14 protein-coding genes and 2 pseudogenes are annotated in these 21,394 nt (G+C 49.1%); 7 read left to right on the top strand and 9 right to left on the bottom strand.

Annotation, left to right across the window (positions count from 1 at the left end; genetic code table 11):
- Window positions 1-24: 24 nt before the first annotated feature.
- Window positions 25-532, bottom strand: a pseudogene (locus H7C19_RS05025) (ABC transporter ATP-binding protein); the annotation flags it as partial.
- Window positions 533-778: 246 nt separating this feature from the next.
- On the opposite strand from H7C19_RS05025, the gene H7C19_RS05020 reads away from it, so the two are divergent.
- Window positions 779-1,453 (top strand): hypothetical protein, encoded by a 675-nt coding sequence (locus H7C19_RS05020; protein ID WP_246469309.1) that lies wholly within the window; start codon window positions 779-781, stop codon window positions 1,451-1,453.
- A gap of 227 nt (window positions 1,454-1,680) precedes the next feature.
- Here the strand turns inward: H7C19_RS05020 and H7C19_RS34160 are convergent, their stop codons facing one another.
- Together H7C19_RS34160 and H7C19_RS05015 are read right to left on the bottom strand one after the other, a co-directional pair.
- Window positions 1,681-1,860, bottom strand: coding sequence for a hypothetical protein (locus tag H7C19_RS34160; protein WP_221469040.1), 180 nt, complete (start codon window positions 1,858-1,860; stop codon window positions 1,681-1,683).
- A 527-nt stretch (window positions 1,861-2,387) separates the two neighbouring features.
- Window positions 2,388-2,684 (bottom strand): annotated as a pseudogene (locus H7C19_RS05015) (ABC transporter permease subunit); the annotation flags it as partial.
- Window positions 2,685-3,400: 716 nt separating this feature from the next.
- Here H7C19_RS05015 and H7C19_RS34615 point away from each other — a divergent pair.
- Window positions 3,401-3,907 (top strand): helix-turn-helix domain-containing protein, encoded by a 507-nt coding sequence (locus H7C19_RS34615; protein ID WP_246469308.1) that lies wholly within the window; start codon window positions 3,401-3,403, stop codon window positions 3,905-3,907.
- Window positions 3,908-4,165: 258 nt separating this feature from the next.
- Here H7C19_RS34615 and H7C19_RS05005 read toward each other — a convergent pair whose 3' ends face one another.
- Both H7C19_RS05005 and H7C19_RS05000 read right to left on the bottom strand, forming a co-directional pair.
- A complete protein-coding gene (locus tag H7C19_RS05005; protein WP_185141484.1) occupies window positions 4,166-4,996 on the bottom strand; it encodes a carbohydrate ABC transporter permease in 831 nt (276 codons plus the stop codon).
- Window positions 4,996-5,883, bottom strand: a complete 888-nt coding sequence (locus H7C19_RS05000; RefSeq protein ID WP_185141483.1) for a carbohydrate ABC transporter permease — start codon at window positions 5,881-5,883, stop codon at window positions 4,996-4,998. The genes H7C19_RS05005 and H7C19_RS05000 overlap by 1 nt, the downstream gene beginning before the upstream one ends.
- Window positions 5,884-6,008: 125 nt before the next feature.
- Between H7C19_RS05000 and H7C19_RS04995 the strand changes: the two genes are divergently transcribed.
- The 5 genes from H7C19_RS04995 to H7C19_RS04975 all read left to right on the top strand — a co-directional run bounded on the left by H7C19_RS04995 (window position 6,009) and on the right by H7C19_RS04975 (window position 17,494).
- Window positions 6,009-7,829 carry a sensor histidine kinase gene (locus H7C19_RS04995; protein ID WP_185141482.1) on the top strand — a complete coding sequence of 607 codons (1,821 nt, stop codon included), beginning with the start codon at window positions 6,009-6,011 and terminating at the stop codon, window positions 7,827-7,829.
- Window positions 7,822-9,450, top strand: coding sequence for a response regulator (locus H7C19_RS04990; RefSeq protein WP_185141481.1), 1,629 nt, complete (start codon window positions 7,822-7,824; stop codon window positions 9,448-9,450). Before H7C19_RS04995 ends, H7C19_RS04990 begins: the two co-directional genes overlap by 8 nt.
- 132 nt (window positions 9,451-9,582) lie before the next feature.
- Window positions 9,583-10,905 carry an ABC transporter substrate-binding protein gene (locus H7C19_RS04985; RefSeq protein ID WP_185141608.1) on the top strand — a complete coding sequence of 441 codons (1,323 nt, stop codon included), beginning with the start codon at window positions 9,583-9,585 and terminating at the stop codon, window positions 10,903-10,905.
- A gap of 136 nt (window positions 10,906-11,041) precedes the next feature.
- Entirely contained in the window at window positions 11,042-16,009 is a 4,968-nt protein-coding gene (locus tag H7C19_RS04980; protein WP_185141480.1) for a fibronectin type III domain-containing protein, read from the top strand.
- Window positions 16,010-16,564: 555 nt separating this feature from the next.
- Window positions 16,565-17,494, top strand: a complete 930-nt coding sequence (locus H7C19_RS04975; protein ID WP_185141479.1) for a phytanoyl-CoA dioxygenase family protein — start codon at window positions 16,565-16,567, stop codon at window positions 17,492-17,494.
- Here H7C19_RS04975 and H7C19_RS04970 read toward each other — a convergent pair.
- The 4 genes from H7C19_RS04970 to H7C19_RS04955 form a co-directional block, all read right to left on the bottom strand.
- Complete coding sequence (locus H7C19_RS04970; protein WP_246469307.1) at window positions 17,485-18,318, bottom strand: helix-turn-helix domain-containing protein; 834 nt, start codon at window positions 18,316-18,318, stop codon at window positions 17,485-17,487. The genes H7C19_RS04975 and H7C19_RS04970 overlap by 10 nt on opposite strands.
- A 190-nt stretch (window positions 18,319-18,508) precedes the next feature.
- Entirely contained in the window at window positions 18,509-19,513 is a 1,005-nt protein-coding gene (locus tag H7C19_RS04965; RefSeq protein WP_185141477.1) for a nucleoside hydrolase, read from the bottom strand.
- Window positions 19,513-20,472 carry a ribokinase gene (rbsK, locus tag H7C19_RS04960; RefSeq protein ID WP_185141476.1) on the bottom strand — a complete coding sequence of 320 codons (960 nt, stop codon included), beginning with the start codon at window positions 20,470-20,472 and terminating at the stop codon, window positions 19,513-19,515. Before rbsK ends, H7C19_RS04965 begins: the two co-directional genes overlap by 1 nt.
- 38 nt (window positions 20,473-20,510) lie before the next feature.
- Window positions 20,511-21,386: a carbohydrate ABC transporter permease gene (locus tag H7C19_RS04955; protein WP_185141475.1), complete on the bottom strand. Its 876-nt coding sequence runs from the start codon at window positions 21,384-21,386 to the stop codon at window positions 20,511-20,513.
- Window positions 21,387-21,394 lie beyond the last annotated feature (8 nt).

The following is a 21,394-nucleotide window of genomic DNA, read 5'->3' as shown; positions in this document are numbered from 1 at the left end:
CAAATCACAAACAAGCCCCTAATCTCAATAAAGATCGGGGGCCTTACTTATACCTCCTGAAGCTTGAGCCTCCATCTTCTGAGCGGAATACAACTTGTAGTACCGGCCTCGCTGCGCCATCAGCTCATCGTGCGAGCCGGACTCGGAGATGCCATTGTCGGAGACGTATAGGATGCAGTCGCAGTTATTCACCGTGGAGAGGTGATGCGCGATGATGAACGAGGTGCGTCCTTTGAGCAATTCGTTCAAGCCCTTCTGGAGCAGGCGCTCGGTCCGCGCGTCGATAGACGAAGTCGCCTCGCCCAGGATGAGGATGCGCGGGTTGACGAGGAGCGTGCGGGCAAACGAGATGAGCTGCCGTTGACCTTCAGCTTCGAACCGCGTTTGACCTCCGTCAATAGCCCTTCTCGAACTCGCGGATGAATTCGTTGGCACAAACGGTCTTGGCGGCGGCGATAATCTCCTCCTCGGTGGCGTCAAGCTTGCCGTAGCGGATATTGTCCAGGATCGTGCCTAAGAAGATGAAAATTTCGTATGACAATTTTCGCGAGATTAAATGATAAAAACTATCCGGGAGAAAGATGGTTTAGTAAACCTTTGGATATTTATAGCCCATAGGGAGGTTGTATTAATAGTTAACAAAAAATATTAGTGAAGTCATGAGTATAAAAAACTATAATTTATTTAGTTCAAACAGATTATGGGATTTTTGGTCAACAAAAGATATACTCGAATTGTATCAAAATACCAAAACCTGCATCATTAAGGAGGAAATGGAATGAGAATCGGGAAGTATCTCGCTACAACAAGCTTGGCAGTTGTGATTATGCTCTCTTCGGTAATACCAGCATTTGCTGGATCTAACACATCGAGTGGTGTTGTGGCTGCCCCTGTACTCAATGAAAGAGTCGTCAATATCTTAGAGAAAAATAACGTTGACTTTAAAGTTCAGGATGGTAATCTAAAGTTAGTCGAAACATCACCTGAATCTATTGCTGAGGTTAATAAACTGATCGCTTCAGAGTTCAATGCAGCCAATCCTAACGCTCGAACTGCCATAGCTGCTGTTTCTTATCCAACTCCCTACACGCATATGAAACAATATGACATTTTTAGATCAAAGAAGTTCGAAGCAGCATCAAAAACAGCTTTAGCAGCAGCCGTAATTGAATGGGCAAAAGGTGGTTTTCTCCCCAACCCATATAAAATTAGTGTTACCGCTGCCGGTGGATTTGCGGTCTATTATTTCCTCAACACTGAAAAAGAAGACTTATATTTCGCTATTAAATACTACTATAGAGAATTTGGCCCCGGAAGATTTGATTCAAACGGTAATTTTTACGGAGATTATGATGTCAAAAAAGAAATACGAGTTACAAAAAATTCAGATTATACTGGAGGTAACGTTGAAACAGAAGTACAACAAGGTACTATTATTGAACCTTGGTTCTGAGGTGAGATGAATAAATAAAATCGGTTACATTATTACTTTCACAGGAAACTTTATATTAGCTTACTTTATCTACGAAGACGGCTATGTTAAACCTCTACTGCATTCCATCATTATATTGATTTTGATTGTTATTTTGGATCAATATACGAAATTCAGAAAGAAGAGACATAGCAAATAGACCCTCACTGGTACGGCCTTTGTCCTAAACTCTATTAGGCAAAGGCCGTTTAGTTTTGACCTGCAAGCATTCCGTTATCCCGAACCACCTTCCCCGTATCCTTATTGCCGCTAACCTGCTCCGCCGGCGAGTTCTCGATGACGATCTGAGTGATGGCCTTGTCGGAAGCGTTTCGCACGGCCGGCACAAATCGTGTGCATACCAGGCGTAGCATCTTGCTGATTTTCAAAACAAACTATTATCGTTTCAAGTAGCACCCAACCAACCTACGAATTGTTCTTTCATTCCCTAGTCCCTCCCCTTAAGGATTCCCGTATTGCTAAGCCGCCAATAGCCCGGATTCTCAGATCAGTCCTCATAGAAATAGAAAACCACTGGGGGACGGATACGCATATTCGACATGGACAAATACCACAAGTGGCGTATAAGCAAGACGGCGACACTGACGAACTAAGCAACTTTACGGACGAGCGCCAACAGCGTCGTGTTGGCGGCGAGATTGGCCACGTTTGAGCCCGAAGAAAGCAGCGGTGTTGATCATGGCGTCTATGTTAGGCTTCTGGCTCCGGTAGGGGGTGGCGTACAATTAGTCTGAGTCGCAAAAGAGAAACGCTCCGCAGTGAGATCTCGGCATTCTGCTAGAAACTTATCCTTAGCCAGCGCGCCGTCACGCTATGCGAAACGGAAGCCACGGGCGACGCGATCGTCGACTGCGGCGGGATGAGGCGCTTCGACGAAGCGGTCTCCTCTGCCGTTCTATCCCTTGACTCCCGTGCTGGCGATGCCCTCGACGAACCATCTCTGGCCGATGATGACGACGATCAGCAACGGAATGAAGCTGGATACCGACGCGGCCATCGACAGTACGTAGTTCGTGCCCATCTCATCCACGTAGGTGGTCAAGCCCAGCGGGATCGTGAACAGGCGGTGGGTTCGGAGGAAGATCAGCGGGTTCTCGTAGTCGTTCCAATGCCAGTTGAACGTGATGATCATGAGCGTCACCAGCGCCGGCTTGGTCAGCGGCAGGCAGATCTGCCAGAAGACCCGCCAGTAGCCGGCTCCGAGTGGTGGTTTATCGGAACCTTGTTATCTGGTATTCTCTCCACAGCAATCTCTAATCTTTCCAACGCTTACGCAGTCCAGACGGAGGCGATCTTCATGTGCTCGATCGGTGTAGTAGTAGTTGCTTTGGCGCTTTGCGAGGAGTCAGGTACGAACCAGTCAGTTACATAGCCAAGCACTAGAGACAGATACAGCACCAATAAGAATTGCTTCGAACGGTAAGTCTTATAGTTGCTGTATCTGTCTGCTGCAACTACACTAGAAAAAGGACCGGAATCAACCGGTCCTTTTTTATTTGGTTAACATAATTAGAACTAGCCTCACTTACCGGATACCCATTTCCGATCAGCTCGTTTGCGAGCAACATGACTCCATATAATACAGGAAGATCGGTGCGGTCTTGCTGCATTTGGAACTCAGATAGCAATAATTCGGCCAGAACAGGCAACATCCGCGGAATGCTGCGGCGCATAATAAAGAGTACCATCGGCGTAACAAAAGCCAAGGTGTAAAACAGAAAAATGAACCACCTTCACTTGATGAATAATCCGGAGCAAATTGAGCCATCGTTCCGGTGAGTGAGAGCCACGTCTCCGGCGTTTTTGAGCCACCCTTCCGGACGGGGTGAGCCAACCCAAATGACCTCCTGTTAGAATGAACTTTATGCGTTGTCGAAAGATAACGCAAATCATTTATAGGAGGTCACTATGACCCAATATCGCGAAATCCTGCGGCTGCATAGCCAAGGGATCAGCCAACGTAACATCGCCCTCAGTTGCGCCTGCTCGCGCAACACCGTCTCCAAGATTATTCAACGGGCAGACGAGCTGGGAATCACCTGGCCGTTAGAGAGCGAGCTTACAGATAGACCGATCTGCAATCAAGAACCTGAAAATAAAGTCCTAGACTGTCGCTGTTTTATTGAACTAACGATCCCAGTTAGGATTCCTGAGTTGGCAACTACATGGAGGAACAGGTATTCAAAAATTCAAAGGAACTGCTCATCTGGTTATGAAAAACAAGGGTTCTACAACCAACAGGGCCGTGTCAAAATATGTGGAGGCTCAAACAACATCTTAGGTAATTATTCAGTTTCGATCGGCTATGGTCCAGGATCTATCAGTTACACAAGCTATCCTCCCCGATCATTAGACCTCGCAGAGGTGTTCATGGACGAAAGCTGTAAGTCCATAGAGGTCGTGGAGACAGTATAGCTCACAGGATCGATTGCGTCCCCCAGGAAAAGAAAATGAGGTCGACCAGTAAGTTCTGGTGACCTCATAATACGATGGGAAATGAAGGTACTTGCACTTCCGCTCAGGATGGCCTTGAATCTGTCGTTACAAGCAGCGTTGGTAACCGTATTACAAAAATTCATTAGGTGGCATTGTCACGAAGCGGCTGAAGGCGATATCGCTCTTCGGTCCACGAATGAGGTCACACTTCAGTTCAAAAAGGCGAAGATGTTAAACTTATCCTTTAACCGCTCCAGCAGCTACGCCTTTGACGATGTGCTTCTGCAGCAAGATAAAGACCAGGATCGAAGGGAATACGGCCATTACCATGGCGGTCATTGTATATTGCCAATCCGTTGTATATTGTCCGACAAACGTGTATGCGGCAAGGGTCAAGGTCCGGGTTGAATTCGTCCCATTAACCATAATGAGAGGCAGCAAAAAGTCATTCCATATCCACATCACATCAATAATGATGACGGTCGCGGTAACGGGGCGCAGCAGAGGGAAAATAATTTTGAAAAATAAGTAAAGGCCAGATGCGCCGTCAATCTTCGCGCTTTCATCGATTTCCAACGGAATGCTTTTCGTAAAGCCGTGATAAATAAAGACGGCGAGCGGTATCCCGAATCCCCAATATTGCATTCCCAATCCCCAAGTGCTTTCCGAAAGATGAAATTGTTTGGCCAACTTAAGCACTGTAATCATAATGGTCTGGAACGGGATTAACATGGGGATGATGCAGTACAAGTAGACGGCTCCACTCCATTTGTTTTTTGTTCGGGCGAGTTTGTAAGACGCCATCGAACCGAACAGGATAATCCCCGCAACGCCCAGCACGGTAATGATCGCGGTGTTCAGAAACAGACGCGGATAATGAAGGTAGGTCCAGACATACGAATAATTCGCAAACTGGATTTTATGTGGCAACGCCATTACGTCCGTCATGACTTCTCCGAATGTTTTGAACGAATTCATAAGGACGAGGAGAATCGGAAACAGAAACAAAATTCCAATAATAATCATTATAACTTCGATCAGGATCAGCTTGCTTCTTTTGAGTTGCATTAAGCTTCAACCTCTTTGCTTTTGAAATATTTAAGTTGAATGATAGTAATTAGCATGATGGCAACAAACAGCAGCAGAGCTTTGGCCGTGCCGTACCCGTACATATTGTTTTGAAAAGTATCACGATAGATATCCAGGGTGACGCTGTAGGTGGAACCGCCAGGTCCGCCGCCTGTTAGCGATAGGATAATATCAAACACTTTCAAGGCATTCGTTAGGGACATGAAGATGGATACCGTAATTGCTGGTGCAAGCAAGGGAAACGTGATGGAGAAAAATCGGCGAAAAGGTCCGGCCCCATCTACAGTTGCTGCTTCAAGCAATTCGGGTGAAATGGATTGCAATCCCGCGATATAAATAACGATGTAGAATCCGATCGACTGCCAAATGGATACAGCGAGAATAGAAAAGAAGGCTAGGCGAGGCTCTCCGAGCCAACTAAGATCGAAGACGGAAAATCCGGTTAGTTCGCTGAGCGAGGTAAATCCTTGAGCTAAAATAAATTTCCATATAAATCCAACAATGATGAGGCTAATAATATATGGGATAAAGAACACCGTGCGAAGGAAAGTGGAGGATTTTAGCTTTTGATCAAGAATAACGGCCAATATTATTGCAATAGCATTAACTAAAACGATGTACAGAATGCTGTATTTTAAAGTAAACAAGGAAGAATTCACAAAGTTGTTGTCGCCGCTGAAAATATTTTTAAAGTTATCCCACCCGATGTAAGTCGGGCTTTTTTGGATCCCGTTCCACTCCGTGAAGGAGTATTTCATACTCATAAAAAACGGGATAAAAAAAGCGAATAGTACGCAAACGATTGCCGGAAGCGTAAATATTCCGAATTCCGCGGTTTCTCTTTTTCTCTTGCCAATTCTTTGCATTGTTTCACCTCAGATGGATAGTTGCTTTACGAATTTTATTATAAGGACTGGGCAAAGAGGATTGAATGTATTAAAGTTTTCAACTAAGGGTAATAAGGTACGCTCAGAGGAGATAAACCTAAATCATGAAAAAAGCGCTGGCATCGTTATTCCTGTCCCTAATCAGGATATGCACCCGCAAACTCGTCATCAAGCTGATCTTGCTTTTTACTTCGATCATCATCCTTGCCGTAAGTACGCTCACTTTCATTTCGTATAAAATGCTGGAAAAGCAGTCTGTGGAGTCGAATCTGGCCGGAAGTACGAACAATTTGAGATTGGTCAACAAAAATGTTCGCAACTACATTGGAGAAGTATCCCAGTTCACCTCCCCGCAGTACCGCTACGAGCAGATCATGAATGCCCTTCGCAATGAGTCCGATGACACGACGTCCAGAATGTATTTGGAAGACTATTTACGGGTACTCTTCTATTCCAGGACGGATGTGGAGGGCATCTTTCTCTATTTAATAGACGAAAATAAGGTTTACACCTTAACTAGCAAAGATATTACGGTCAAAACCTCCTACAACGATACCATTCCGAACGAGCCCTGGTTTAAGATGACGCTAGCCGACAAAAAAAATAGATATGCTCAATCTTTGCTTGAGAATACAGATATAGGATATGGCGTGAATAGCGATCAGGTGTTTATAGCCTCGCATCGGGTGCTTCGCGACCTAGTGGATCGCAAGCCTAGAGCCATCTTGTCGATGGTAATGAATTCTTCCTATCGGGATGAAATGGTGAAGGACAGTTCATTAAAAGAAGGGGAAGACTTGCTGCTCCTCGATATGAACATGGTTCCGTACTACGCCAGCGATCAGCCCACCTTAAAATATTTGGACGATGCCGAATTTCGAAGCCACCTGCTAAACTTGCCGCAGGGGGGCCAATTCACCTGGTCGGACGGAATAAAAAAATATATGGCAATCGTTGACGTAGAGAAGCAAGAAGGATGGCGTATGATCAAGCTTCTTCCCTACGTTGAAATATATAAAGCAGCCCAAACGAACCGAAACCTGAGTTATTCAATTGGAGCTGTCTTGTTGTTTTTCTCTATTTTGTTAATTATGCTAACGGTTAATGCCATAACAAAGCCCATCAAAATTCTTACGCGAAAAATGAGAAGGTTTAGCGAAGGGAACTTCGATGTAGAGATGAAGGTAAAGGGAATGGATGAGGTTGCTTATCTATCCGACCAGTTCAACCTTATGGTCTTGAGAACCGGGAATTTGATTAACGAGAAATATAAAATGAAACTGGTCCAAAACAGCGCGATATTGAAGGCGTTGGAGGCCGAGATCAACCCGCATTTTCTGTATAATGCGCTCCAAGCGATTTCTACCAAAGCTTTAAAAAGTGGCGTGGAGGATATAACCGAGATGGTCGATGCGCTGGCTTTGACTTTGCGATATTGTATCGGCGGCAAGGAATTTGTGCTGCTTAAGGAAGAGATCGAGCATATCGAGAACTACATGTTAATTCAAAAAGCGCGTTTTGGAAAACGGTTGCTTATTGTCTATGATCTCGAAGATGAATGGCATGAATTTGAAATTCCGAGGCTTACGCTTCAATCACTGGTGGAAAATTCGGTGAAGCACGCGGTCGAGAAGGCAGATATTCCAGTTACGATCGTCATTGCAGCACGCATGGAGGGACAACATATGGTCATTCGAGTGACTGACAACGGTCCTGGGATGAACGCAGACAGGTTAAAGCAAGTGAGAAGCTCTCTGCTTGAAAGATGGGAGGATCGACACGGTGATAGCATCGGGCTGAAGAATGTTAATACGCGCCTTGAACTGTTATACGGCGATGAAGCCGGCATTGAAATCAACAGTGACGAATCTGGGACCGAAACTCGCATGATGATGCCGAGAAAGGATGGCGGAACGATTGTATAAAGTACTGATCATTGATGATGAAGAACCGTTAAGAGAAGCGATTAAAATTTTGGGAGATTGGGAGCTTCACGGAATCACAGAAGTGCTTGAAGCGGAGAACGGAAAAGAAGGGCTGGAGGCCGTCAGGGTACAAAGACCGGATATTGTACTGGTCGATATGAGAATGCCGAAGCTCGAGGGCCCGGAATTCCTACAAATCGTAGAAAGCGAGTATCCTGATCTAGTCGCCATCGTAATCAGCGGCTATAACGATTTCAATTATATGCGGCAAGCCATCAAATCAAACACGGTTGATTATTTGCCCAAGCCCGTAAAAAAGGCGGAAATCAACAAGGCGCTGTCGGTGGCAATTGCGCGGTTGGAAGGAAAACGAAAGAAAATCAAAGAGTACAACGAGCGTAACATGGCAATTAATATGTCGTTACCCATGCTCAAACAGCACACTTATTTCTCTTTGATTGAAAAAAAATTCAATATTCAAACGATTAAAGCCAATTTAGCCTACTTTCAACCAGACTATGCGAATACAAGCTTGCAAGTGATACTTCTTCGCCTGCTCAATCTGGAGAAAATTGCCGTGACAAAGTTTAATCAGGAGCTGGACTTGCTCCACTTTGCCGTCACAAACGTAATCAACGAATCAGGCGAGGAAGGCATCGCGTGCTATAGTTTTGTCCATCCCAAGAAGCAGAGCGATATATTTATTGTTCTTACCCACAAGGGGAATCCGTCGCAGGCTGCGAAGTACGAGGCTGCTTCTTTCATCAAGCAACGCATTAAGAAGCTAGAGGAACTGATAGGGATCATTTCGATTGCTGCTATCGGACCTGTTTATCCGGATCCGTTTTCACTTAACGAATCATATAAGATTGCGGAACAGATTATGAATACGATCAATATTCTGGATCGGAAAGAACTTGTTTTTAATGAGCCGGATGAGCAAGCGAAGCTCAAAATGCACTCTCTAACGCCAAAGGCTCCTTTGATGCGGCACGCCCTGGAGCATGACGGCCGTGGGATTCGCCACTCGATTATAAAAGAGTATATGAGAACGGTTGAGCTGTCCGGTTATTTGGGTTTGGGCAATGCTTACCGCAATCAAGAGGAACTTAGCATGTTGCTCTACGATATTGCACTGGAACTGGGCGTTTCCTCTGAGGAATTAGCGCAAGTTAAAGGCTGGATCGGCGCAGATTTTGAATTTAAGGATGCGGCAGAGTTCGAGCGGACTTTAATGCTGCTTGTCGATCGTTATGGAGAACTGATCGCCACTGTATTGATATGGAAAAAAGCCTTTGACGTCAACGAGATCAAGTCATATATTGACCGATTTTATTTTCAAGACATAAAAATTTCCCTTTTCACAGAGAAGTATTTTATAAGCCGGGTACATCTCATGAAGCTCTTCAAAGAGGAGTTCGGATGCGGGATTTATGAGTATGCCCAGAAGGTCAGAATGGAGAAAGCGAAGGAACTCCTTAACGATCCGATGCTGCAAATTCAAGTCATATCGGAATTGGTCGGCTACAGCAACAACCACTATTTCAGTAAAGCCTTTAAAAATTATTATCAGATCTCCCCCACTGAATATCGTGCTCGCCAGTCGGATAATCGTCCATAAGAGCTATTAACTTTATTACACTAAACACTGTACTTAATTGCATTTAGCTCTATGCCATGATTATGCATAATTAGTTTTGCAAGCATCTTCTAACATAGTGGAGGGGTCATCTTGGCAGCTTTAGTGAAAAAAATGCTTTCCGTATCGACCTGCGCGACAGTCGCAATCGGTCTTCTGGCAGGGTGCGGCGGCAATTCTGAAGAGAACAGCAGCCCGGAGCCGAGCCCGAGCGTGTCCGCATCGGCCAGTACGACAGCCGGGACCGAAGGTGGCGCTAGTACGGCTTCGGATAAACCGGCAACGATTCATATGTTTATCGCTTCGCCCGAGTATACTGACGCGTTTAACGCCTTCGTCAAGGAGTACAAGGAAGTAAAGCCTAACGTTACAATCGAGCTTCAAGTTACACAAGCGGATTATCCGACGCTATTGAAGACGAAGATCGCATCCGGGGACCTTCCTGATGTATTCCAAACGACGGCTGGCGGCGAGTTGGAGCAGTATGCGGAATATAGCGCGGATCTGACGAACGAGCCGCTTGCGGGTGTCCTGTCCGATAGCGCTAAGAAGAACATGACTATGGATGGCAAGCTGTTGGGTATTCCTTTCAAGATCAACTTGTTTTCGCTGATCTACAATAAGCAGCTGTTTGCGGATGCAGGCATTACCGAGGCTCCAAAGACGACGGCTCAATTGGAGGACGCGATAGCAAAGCTGGAGGCGAAAGGGATTACGCCATTTGCAAACGGATACAAGGAATGGTGGGTCCAGAAGCATATTTTCCAACACTTCCTTGATGCGGAGAGCGATAACCCGCAACAACTGGTAAACGACTTTATAGCTGGGAAAACAACATTTAAGGACCATCCGATCTTGATGAAGTATTTCGATTTTGTCGATATGACGGTGGCGCACGGTTTGCCGAAGCAGTTGGAAAAAGACTTCGCGGCTGAAACCAGCGATTTTGCCAGCGGAAAGACGGCGATTATGACCGGTCAAGGTGCATGGGCCGAGGAAGGCATTGTCAAAATCAATCCAGAGATTCAATTGGGTATCATGGGTTATCCGATCAATGACGATCCGAGCAAGTCGATGATTATTACCGGCGCCGATGCAGGCTTCCGCATCAACAAAGATTCCGAAGTACTGCAGGAAACGAAAGACTTCTTTAACTGGCTTTACACATCGGACTATGGCAAGACTTGGTTCCCGGACATCGCGAAAATCATTTCGCCGATCAAGGACGGAACAATGCCGAACTTGCAAATGCCAAGCGCTATGGGAGAACTGCTGAAAACGGAGAAAGCGGGAGAATCGTCCGTTATCTATTCTCTCGACAGCTTCCATCAGAAGTTCGGCGAAATCATGCAAGGGTATATCAGTAAAAACAAAACAAGAGATCAAGCGATTGAGGAAATTCAAAAGGCATGGATTCAGCTAGGAGCAGCGAAATAACTGAACTGTTTCTGTTCGGGGGATACGAAACTCGTACCCCCGAATGAATCGTTCATGAGTGTAAGCGCATTCCAATAGCAGAGTTTTCAACAGGGAGCTTGAATAATTAAGCTCCGTATACAGGAGGCTTATCCTAATGATTAGAAAGAAGACAGTATCCACCAAGCTGCTGATATATGTCTTGGTCATTTGTTTCCTTAGTGTCGGTTTTCCTAAACCGTCGTCGGCTTCATATACTTTTACGAAATCTGACATTATAGATAGTATGAATGCTTTTCTGGATGCGCATTATGATGAAGGCAACATCGTCGGCTCCCACTTCTGGGAAGCTGCTTATTCGCGTGAAGCGCTTGTTCAATTCTATAATGCAACAGGATTGAATAAGGATAAAATTACAGAAACCTACAACTGGTTTGAAGCTACCCATACTAGAGATCGCTTCGGAAATCCACTGTCCTGGATCGAAAACGATGGGGACTGGAATGACGATTACTCTTGGCAGGCACAGTTTACAATGTCCGCGTATGAAGCAACCCAAGATCAGCATATGCTTGACCAGGCTAAATGGCACTTCGATTTCTTCTACAGCAACAACGTGGACGATAAATACGGTGGTGGCATGTGGCGCGAACGGTCGGCAAGAAACCAAAAGGATGTGCCGACGAACGGCTGGGCCATTGTGGCGACCGAGCTTTCCAAGTACTATCCTAGCGTTAAGGTTCACAACAACCTGATGAACACCGATAAAACTTATCTGGAAATCGCGGAAGATATCTATGATTGGATGAAAACCTCTTTTATGCGCCCGGATGGAGGAATAGAGAACTCATTTTCTGACGGGCATCTTTTTTGGGACGACAATCTTTATACGTATAATGCCGGAATTTTTATTGAACTGGCGTCTAACTTGTATAGTCTGACTCACAAAGAAACTTATCTGCAGGATGCGGTCAAAGCTGCCGATTTTGCAAGAGTACATTTCACAAACGGAGTTAAACAAATCGTTGTTTATGAAGACGATGTGGGCGGTCAGGGTCTCTACAAGCCGGACCCTGCCGGCAATGCTGAGATTGTGTTCAGAGGTATACTGATGCGCGGAATATATAAGCTCATCACGTTGGGTCACCAAACGCAGTACATCGATTGGTTGAGCAACAACGCACAGGCGGCATTCAATAATAGAAGTGTCGAAAATCTTACGGCACCCAATTGGGACACGCCATACGACGGTTCAGACGTAAGGTCGACAGCGAATGCCACAGGTCTTACGCTTATGGCTTACTCCCTGATGACATCCGAACAACCTCAACAATTGTCGGGTAGAGTGGAAGCCGAGAATGCCATCAAGACTGGCAGTGCTGAGAGACGGGCAGACCCGTTTGCATCCGGTCAATACTACGTAGCTAACTTGAATTCGGATGGCGCGGCAATTGAGTTCGATCACAGTATCGAATCGCAGCATCTGGTCATCGGATACTCCTCCGGTATGGATAACTCGAAGCTAGGACTGTACATTAATGGAGGCCGCATTGCGGATGTCCATTTGCCGAAAACGGCTGGTTGGTCGGGCGTAGGCGCGTATGAGGAAGTTACGCTGGATATCAACATTCCCAACGACGCTTCTGTCAAGCTGCAATTCGATCAAGCTAGCGGCGATGTGGCCGCAAATGTTGACTACATCAAGTTAGTGTCTTCGCTGAAGCCAGATAAGTCGGGACTAGAAGAAGATCTCAATCACGCCATGAATCTTGATCAAACTGCTTATACAGCGGAAACATGGGCGACCTTGCAGCCGGCAATTGATGCTGCGGTCGTAGTTTATAACAACGCAAATGCGACTCAAAGTGATGTAGATACGGCAGTGGGAAATCTGGATGCTGTCGTCCATGCACTGGTACGCTTTAAATTCACAGGAAAAGTAGAAGCCGAGCTTGCCAAGAAGTATGGAACTGCCTATAGCCAGTCGGATAGCTATGCATCCGGCGGCTTGCTCGCAGGAAGTATTGATCATGTCGGCTCTGCAATCGAATTTGAAAACGTCGCTGCCGCTTCAAAATTACTTGTTTCGTACGCTTCAGGTTCTAATAACCCGCATCTTAGTTTGTATATCAATGGACAATACGTGCAGGATTTAACCTTTACGAATACCGGGGGATGGACGGGGCAAGGCAGATATGCTCAAAAAACATTTGACATCGATATCCCCGACGGAGCAACGCTTAAAATTCAGTATGATACAGGCGACATTGCCGCCAATATCGATTATATTGGTCTAACCAGTGCGGACGATTCGGAACTGGCCGCGCTCATTGCAAATGTGAAAAATTACGATCGACTGGATTACGTGCCGGAATCTTGGACAGCCTTGCAAGCAGGGTTGATAGCGGCGACTAATGTTATTCAAGCCGTTCCATCGCAGGAGCAAGTAGATACGGCACTCACAAGCTTGCAGAATGTTGTAGCTAATCTGCAGATGTTTACAGGACGCTACTCCGGTAAAATCGAGGCTGAAATCGGTAAAACCTATGGAACTGCCTATAGCCAAGCAGATCAGTATGCATCTGGAGCATTTTTGGTTGGAAGTATCGATCATGTCGGTTCCGCATTTGAGATTAAGCATAGCGCAGCTACGGACAAGCTTGTCGTTTCATATGCATCGAATTCCAATAATCCACACCTTAGTATGTACATCAACGGGGTGTACGTTCAGGATTTGTACTTTACCAAAACCGGTAAATGGACGGGCAATGGCGCGTATGCCCAAAAAACGTTTGATGTGAGTATTCCCGACGGGGCCACGTTTAAGCTTCAATTTGACGCAGACGATGTAGCCACGAATGTCGACTACATTGTTATTTCAGCTAATAAAGCAGACCTGGAACAAAAGATTGCGAGCGCGCAGGCGTTCGAGCAACAGGATTATTCGCAAGCAACCTGGTCTGCATTGCAAGAAGCGTTAACTGCGGCGATTAATGTCGACGGCGATCAGAACGTATCGCAAGGTGATGTGGATACGGCTCTTGCAAACCTGAACACGGCTATATTGGCATTGGAAGCCCCAATAACGACTCCTGAAGCACCAACTGGCTTGTCGGCATCGGCGGCTGGCGCAAGCGTGGTCAACCTTTCCTGGACAGCGGTAACCGGAGCGGAAGCCTACAATGTATATGTTTCGGATTCAGAGAATGGAATTTACACGAAGCTGACGACCAGTCCTGTAACGAGAACGGACTACAGTCATACCGGCTTAAGTCCTGAAACCACTTACTATTATAAGGTCACAGCAGTCAATGAAGCGGGAGAATCGGAGCAGTCGGCAGTTGCGTCTGCGACTACGGCGCCAGCGCCTGCAGGTGCCCCTGAAGCACCAACTGGTTTGTCGGCAGCAGCAGCAGGCGCAAGCGTGGTCAATCTCTCCTGGACAGCAGTAACCGGAGCGGAAGCTTACAATGTATACAGTTCGGATTCGGAGGATGGAATCTACACGAAGTTGACGGACTTTTCAGTAACGGGGACGGTCTACAGCCATATGGGCTTAAGTCCTGCAACCACTTACTACTACAAGGTGACAGCGGTCAATGGAGTGGGAGAATCCGAGCAGTCGGCAGTTGCGTCTGTGACTACGGCGCCAACGCCTGTAGAAGCCCCTGAAGCTCCAACTGGCTTATCGGCAACGGCGGCAGGCACAAACGGGATCAACCTCTCCTGGACAGCGGCAACCGGAGCGGAAGCCTACAATGTGTATGGCTCGGCTTCAGAGAACGGAACCTACACGAAGCTGACGGATAGCGCGGTAACGGGAACGGTCTACAGCCATACCGGCTTAAGTCCTGCAACCACTTACTACTATAAGGTGACAGCGGTCAATGGAGCAGGAGAATCCGAGCAGTCGGCCGTTGCTTCCGCGACGACAGATCGCGTTAGTGGTGGCGGCACAACTACGCCTCCTGTAATTAATCCGCCGGTTACCAAGGATCCTCATGCACCTGTAGTGGATTCCTCAGGGGTAGCCACAATGACAATCGATCAAGAGACAATTACGAAAGCTATCCAAGCATCGAATACGGCGGAAATTATCGTTCCGAAGGCTGACGGTGCGAACGCTTATGTAGTAAAACTTCCGGCTGGTACATTTGCATCCGGCGATTCTTCGAAGAAGATTAAAGTTACAACGGAGCTTGGCACGGTGACTGTAGCAGGAAATACGCTCGGCACAGACCTCGGCGGAGTTGAGCAAGTAAATGTCTCGATTGCCAAGGCAGATACCAACAAGCTTGAGAAATCGGTACAGGCGGTTGTAGGAAACAGACCTGTAGTAGATATCAATGTGTATGTGAACGACAGCCGGAAAGCTTGGCAAAACAATGAATCGCCAATCACGGTAGAAATTCCATATTCGCCTACGGCGGCTGAGCTTGCCGATCCGGAGCATATTGTCGTCTTGCGCATCGGGAACGATGGAGGAGCAGTCCCCGTACCGACAGGAAAATATGATCCTGCAACAGGCATGGTAACTTTTAAAACAACTCAGTCGGGTCAATATGCAGTAGCGTTGGCAAATAAAAGCTTTAGCGACCTTAATGGCTACTCCTGGGCAAATCATGCAATAGAGATTATGGCATCTAAAGGAGTCATTAACGGCACTTCGGCCAATAGCTTCAACCCTGCGGCAGCAATCAAGAGAGCCGACTTCATCCTTATGCTCGTTAAGGCACTTGGTCTCACTGCGAATGGAGACGATAACTTTGCGGACGTAAGCTCTGGTGCATACTATGCTGAAGCCCTCGGGATTGCCAAGCAAATTGGAGTCGCAACCGGGGTGGGCGATAACAAGTTTAATCCTGAAGCGCAAATTTCCAGACAGGACATGATGGTTCTTGTGGATAGGGCGATGAATGCGGTCCAAAAGCATCTGGTGGAAGGAAGCAACGCGGATCTGAATCAATTCCGGGATAAGACGAGTGTGGCTGCTTACGCGGAGCAAAGCGTAGCCACTTTGATCAAAAACGGAATCATCACCGGCAGCAATGAGAAGGTGAATCCGCAAGGTAATACTACGAGAGCTGAAACGGCAGTCATCATTTACAGAATTTATAACAAATAGCAAATAAGTTTTAGCAAAGTTGCTTAGGGAGGGATTCCCCTTTAGATTGGCGTTTGGGCAACAATTTAAAGGGGAGCCTTCATCTTTATCAAGGACACAATGAAAAGACCTAAGTTACAAGGCAAGGGGATGACTCCAGTGTTGTAGGGGTCATCTTTTTAGTTGTTGTAATAGTTAAGCAGGCAACCGAACCGGAATGGCGGCTCTATTTCATCGAAATATTCACCTGAGACTGCGAGCCCCGAGTTGCCGCCTAGATCGCCGCCAGAGCGGATCAGGAGGTAATGAACCCCCAGCAGGAACCATAAGGTCCGAATCCCGATGATCACATAATCAAACCAATGCTGTACGGTACGGTAGCTGCTACCTTGTTACGGACCCAAACACAAGAGCTCAGGGACTTGGCAAACACAGGATTCCTCCCATGCGTCGGAGGAATGAATGGGTTAATCGCGAGTGTGCTTTCGGCAACTCCTTTGTCTATCTCGGCTAAATCTTTTTGCGCCGGAATTCGTTACAGTAATGCTGTATCCATGATAAAGGAGGTTATGAGAATTGAACGTATCGCATAGTCGGATTCCGGAAGTCAACGCGCAGTTGCAGGATGTCATAACGGACGAGCAGGCGCAATTTTTTATCGAAAACGGGTTTCTTGTCATTCGCAACGTCGTCGAGGGGGAAGAGCTTCGGCTGCTGCAGGAGCAAACGATGAGGCTTGTCGAGCGAGGCCTTGCAGGGGGATCCGGCGACAAGGATTTCATGTACCGGAACAGGAAAAACGGCGATCGCATCTATTGGCGGACTGAATATGTCATCAGCAAAGCGGAGGCGGGTAAAGCGCTGCTTGGGCATCCGTTCATCCTGCGGTCGGTGGAGAAGCTTCAGGGACGCAATTTCATTCCGAACTGGGACTCCTTGGTCGTCAAGGTCCCGAACAACGCCGCAAGCGTTCCGTGGCACAGGGATGCGGCCGTCCCGGCGGGGTGCGCGGATCCCCGGCCCATCTTCAATGTCGACTTCTATCTCGACCCGGCGGATGAGAAGTCGTGCCTGTGGGTCATTCCGGGCAGCAACCGTTGGGACGCCGCCAAGTCGGAAGAGCGATGCTCGCTGCCCGGCTTCGAATTCGCCGATGCGGTGCCGGTGCCGATGAATGCGGGCGATGTCATTTTCCACAATATCCAACTGCTTCACGGGTCTCCCGAAGGCGACGGCAACTCGCTGCGCCGCACGGTGTATTACGAGTTTCGGCCCGGGGAGATCGAGGCCGAGTTCGGTCCGCATACGCTGGAGTATCTTGCTTTGAAGCAGCACATGCTGTTCGATTGCATCGAGCGCCGAAAGCGAGCTTCCTACGCGTCCGGCGAGAAGCCGTTCAAATACCGGCCGGCCGGCGCTTTTGCCATCGCCGAGCCGCAGCCGCCGCGGACGTTCCGATACCCGCATGAGCAATATTGGCGCCAAACGGCGGCCCATCAGGAATAAATCATATTCGAGCAAAACCGGGATAAACTGAGCCCGGTTTTTTTCTTGAACATGCGCCCGAACGTGTGCACGTCCGCATATCCAACCCGCTCGGCGATTTCGCTGACCGACAGATTGCTCTGAACGGCCAGCTCCTTCGCTTTGTTGACGCGCAGCCAGGTCAAATACTGCATCGGCGACATGCCGACGTGTTTGCGGAACAAGGCCAGAATGTAGTTTTTGCTGAGACCGGATACGTGTTCGAGCTCCTTCATCCGGACTTCCTCGTAATAGTGATCATGCAGATAGTTCTTGATCAGGACCAGCTTGGGAATGTGCGGCTTGTCGCTCCTCGTTCTGGCGGCATACGTTTCTCCCCATTGGGCGGCTTCCGCGAAAATTTGCAACAGGAGGCCCTGGCAGCGGATTTGATGCGGCAGCCCCGGCTGGCGATAGTGTGCAACGAGCTGCGACAGCATGTCATCGACGGGATGATCGGCGAAGTTCCCGAGCAGATGCCGATTCCGAAACAGGTCGTCGTAAGGAAACGGCTGTGTGCCGAAATGGAACACGATCGAAATGCATACGTACGGCTGATCTTCGACGGTAAGGATGGAGTGGCGCTCTTGCGGACGATGAAACAGCAAGTCTCCGCGTCGCGTCTCATAATGAAAATCGCCGACCGGGTAATAAGCGAAGCCGTCTACCACGTACTGCAGGACGAACTGCGACATCTCGCGGTTGCGAATCGACCAGCCCTTGGGCGCATGAAACATGTGGGCAAGCGTAATATACGGCAGGAAATAATAGTCCGGTTGCTTTTCGATCGTTTCTGAAGGTTGCATGGAAGAAAGTTCATCATGGTTCATCGCGTTTCTCCGCCTTCATAGGATTACCGGTTGGTTTCCACGTCAGTTTGCAGATCCGATTATAACACGACGCAATACCGATATGCGGGAAGTTGAGCAAATTCCAAATAATCGAGAACGAATGTTACGTCGTCATTCCAAGACCGCATGTTCTACGAGTTACTCATCAAGTCCATAAGGTTTTCTTAGTCTTGTGGCCACGGGTTAGCAGCTCGTCGAGCAAGTCGGCAATAGCCTCGGGGGGCAGCTTCGCCGAGAGATAGGCGTGCGGCCCGAGAGGATCGGCGTTCCAGTCGTTGGCGCCGCTTGCGGGGTCGACCGTAATTCGGCCGCGCACGATGTCCCAATACGGGGCCGCCCCGTGGGCCGCATACAGCACTGCCGTCAGGTCCCAGCTCGGCCGTGCGGGCTCGTCGCCAAGATAGGCGGTATAGCTGCGGCGCACGGGATGATCCTCCGGCGCTTCCGCTAACAACCGCTTGCCGGTCGGAATGGCAGCCCCAATCTCATAGCCCGTAAACGTAATCGGCGTCGGCCATTGGCCGCATACGATGGCGGCAGATTCGGGGTGCATCTCGAAGTTCCACTCCTTGCCCTCAGGGAATAAGCCACCCATAACGACGAGATGCCGAACCTTGCAGGCGGCGAGCTCGGTTCCGGAGAGGGGTGAGATATCGTCCGCGCCGGTAAGCAGGAGCCGCATCAGATTGATGAGCGGGCCGATTGCGATAATTACGATGCTGCCGTCGCCAGCGTCAGCGAGCAGCTTGCGATAAAGCCGCGAGGCATCCGGCGCGGATCGCCCGTCCGTGTAGCGGTTGACGCAGGTGGTCGCTATCATGCGGTTGTACTTTTCGAAAAGATCGCCAACTAGAAAGCCTCGCGCCTCAAGTGTCCCGACCGGGATGTCGCCCCGTCCGTAGTAGGCGTTGATAGCGTCCAGGCAGCCGGCACCCCACGGACTGGAGGTGCAGTTCATCATGCCAATGGCGCGCAGCCGCCCCTCCGACTGCAAGGCGTGAAGGACGGCCACGGCGCCGGCATCGTCGCAATCCGGGCCGATGTCGGTATCCAGAATGACGGGGACAGGCCCGTCGCCAGGCTCGTAGAAGCTTTCCGTTCGCATGGTCTGCACCGTTCGCTCAGCCTTCATAGCGTCGTTGTCTCGCATTACGCACCTCCCTGAATAGAAGAGCTGCCGCGCCGATACGCTTCCTGCTGCCGAAGGAACGTGTCAAGCTCGCTTTTGGTCGGCATGCTGGACTGGGCCCCGACCTGACGGATCGCGAGCGCGCCAACGGCGTTGCCGATGCCGACGGCCTCCTCGGGGCTACTCCCCGTAGCCAGCGCAAAGGCGAAACCCGCATTGAAGCTATCGCCGGCGCCGGTCGTATCGACGGGCTTCGACGGATAAGCGGCGATATGCTGCAGGTCGATGTCCCTAATCAGATACGCGCCTTCCGCGCCGGCTTTCGCCACCACGGTATTCACGCCCTTGCGAAGAAGGATGTTCGCCGCTTCCTTCAGCTGCAGCACATACTGCTGGTGCCGGCCCGCGTAATATTTGATCTCCGTTTCGTTAGGCGTCATATAATCGATATGTTTAAAGATGGCGTCGGGCAGCTGGGAGGCCGGCGCGGGATCCAGGATAACCGTCTTGCCCGCTCCCTTGAGTTGTTTCATGGCGTAGGCGACCGTGCCGATCGGCACCTCCAGCTGAAACATGAAAATGTCCGCCTCCATCAGATGTTCCCAATTCTCGTCAATGTCCGAAGGCGCTAGAAGCCCGTTCGCTCCCGGAGAAATAATAATCTGGTTCTCTCCCTGCGGGTCGACCAGAATCATCGCCACGCCCGTCGTAGCGCTCTTCACGGCGCGAATGCCGCTTGTGTCTACGCCGTTCATTCGTAGGTGGCGGATGTAGTCGCTGCCGTGAATGTCGCTGCCGACCTTGCCGACCATCCGAACGTTGGCGCCCAGTCTGCCGAGCGCGACAGCCTGGTTGCCTCCTTTTCCGCCGAAATAGGTCGAGTACCCGACGGACGTCAACGTCTCGCCGGGAAGCGGGAACCGCTCTACCGCCGCTACCATATCGATGTTTAAGCTTCCGATGACGCAAATGGCTTTCATTTGTTTCTCTCCTGTCACGCTCCTACCTGCGTAGGAGCCTATTCTTTGACCGAGCCCATCACGATGCCGTGAATAAAATAACGCTGCAGGAACGGATAAACGACAAGAATCGGCAGCGAAGCCAGAATAATTTGGGCCGATATCGACGTCCGGTTCGTGAGCGACGCCATCACTGTCTGCTGATCCGCGTTAATCAGGTTGCGCGAAGCCAGCACGACGTGCAAATACGTTTGCAAAGGATATTTGGAGGTATCGTTCATGTAGATCAATCCGTCGAACCAGGCGTTCCAATGGCCGACGACGCTGAACAGCGTGACGGTCGCGATCACTGGCATCGACAACGGGACGAAGATACTCGTCATAATCCGGAGCTGGGAAGCTCCGTCGACCAGCGCGGCTTCCTCCAGCTCTTTGGGGAGCTGGCGCATAAAGTTAACCATCAGTATGACGTTGAAAACGGGCACGGCTCCGGGCAGCACCAGCGCCCATATGGTGTTGATGAGGTTCAGCTCGTTGATCATCATGTACATCGGGATCAGTCCGCCGCTGAAAAGCATCGTAAAGACGAGAAACCAGATATAGACGTTACGCCCCCGGAAGTAGGCGCTCTCCTTCGACAGCGGATACGCCATCATGATCGTCAGGATTAAATTCAGCAGACCCCCCGCCGCCACGCGCAGCGTGGACATACCGAACGCGCTCCAGAACTTGCCCATCCGGAGGATCGTCCCGTAGGCGTCCGCCGTAAATTCGACCGGCCACAGGCCGACCGCGAACTTGGAGGCGGGTCCTTCGCCGCTCAGCGACACCATGGCGATATGCCAGATGGGGAGAAGGCACAACAGCGAGATGATCGCCAGGCCTGCATAGTTGAATATATCGAAGGGCTGCATTCTGTTCAGCCGTCCGTGCATCGAAATAC

Source organism: Cohnella nanjingensis (assembly GCF_014212125.1).
Lineage (GTDB): Bacteria > Bacillota > Bacilli > Paenibacillales > Paenibacillaceae > Cohnella > Cohnella nanjingensis.
Note: the sequence above shows the minus strand (reverse complement) of the source record. Positions and strands in the feature narration are given on the sequence as shown.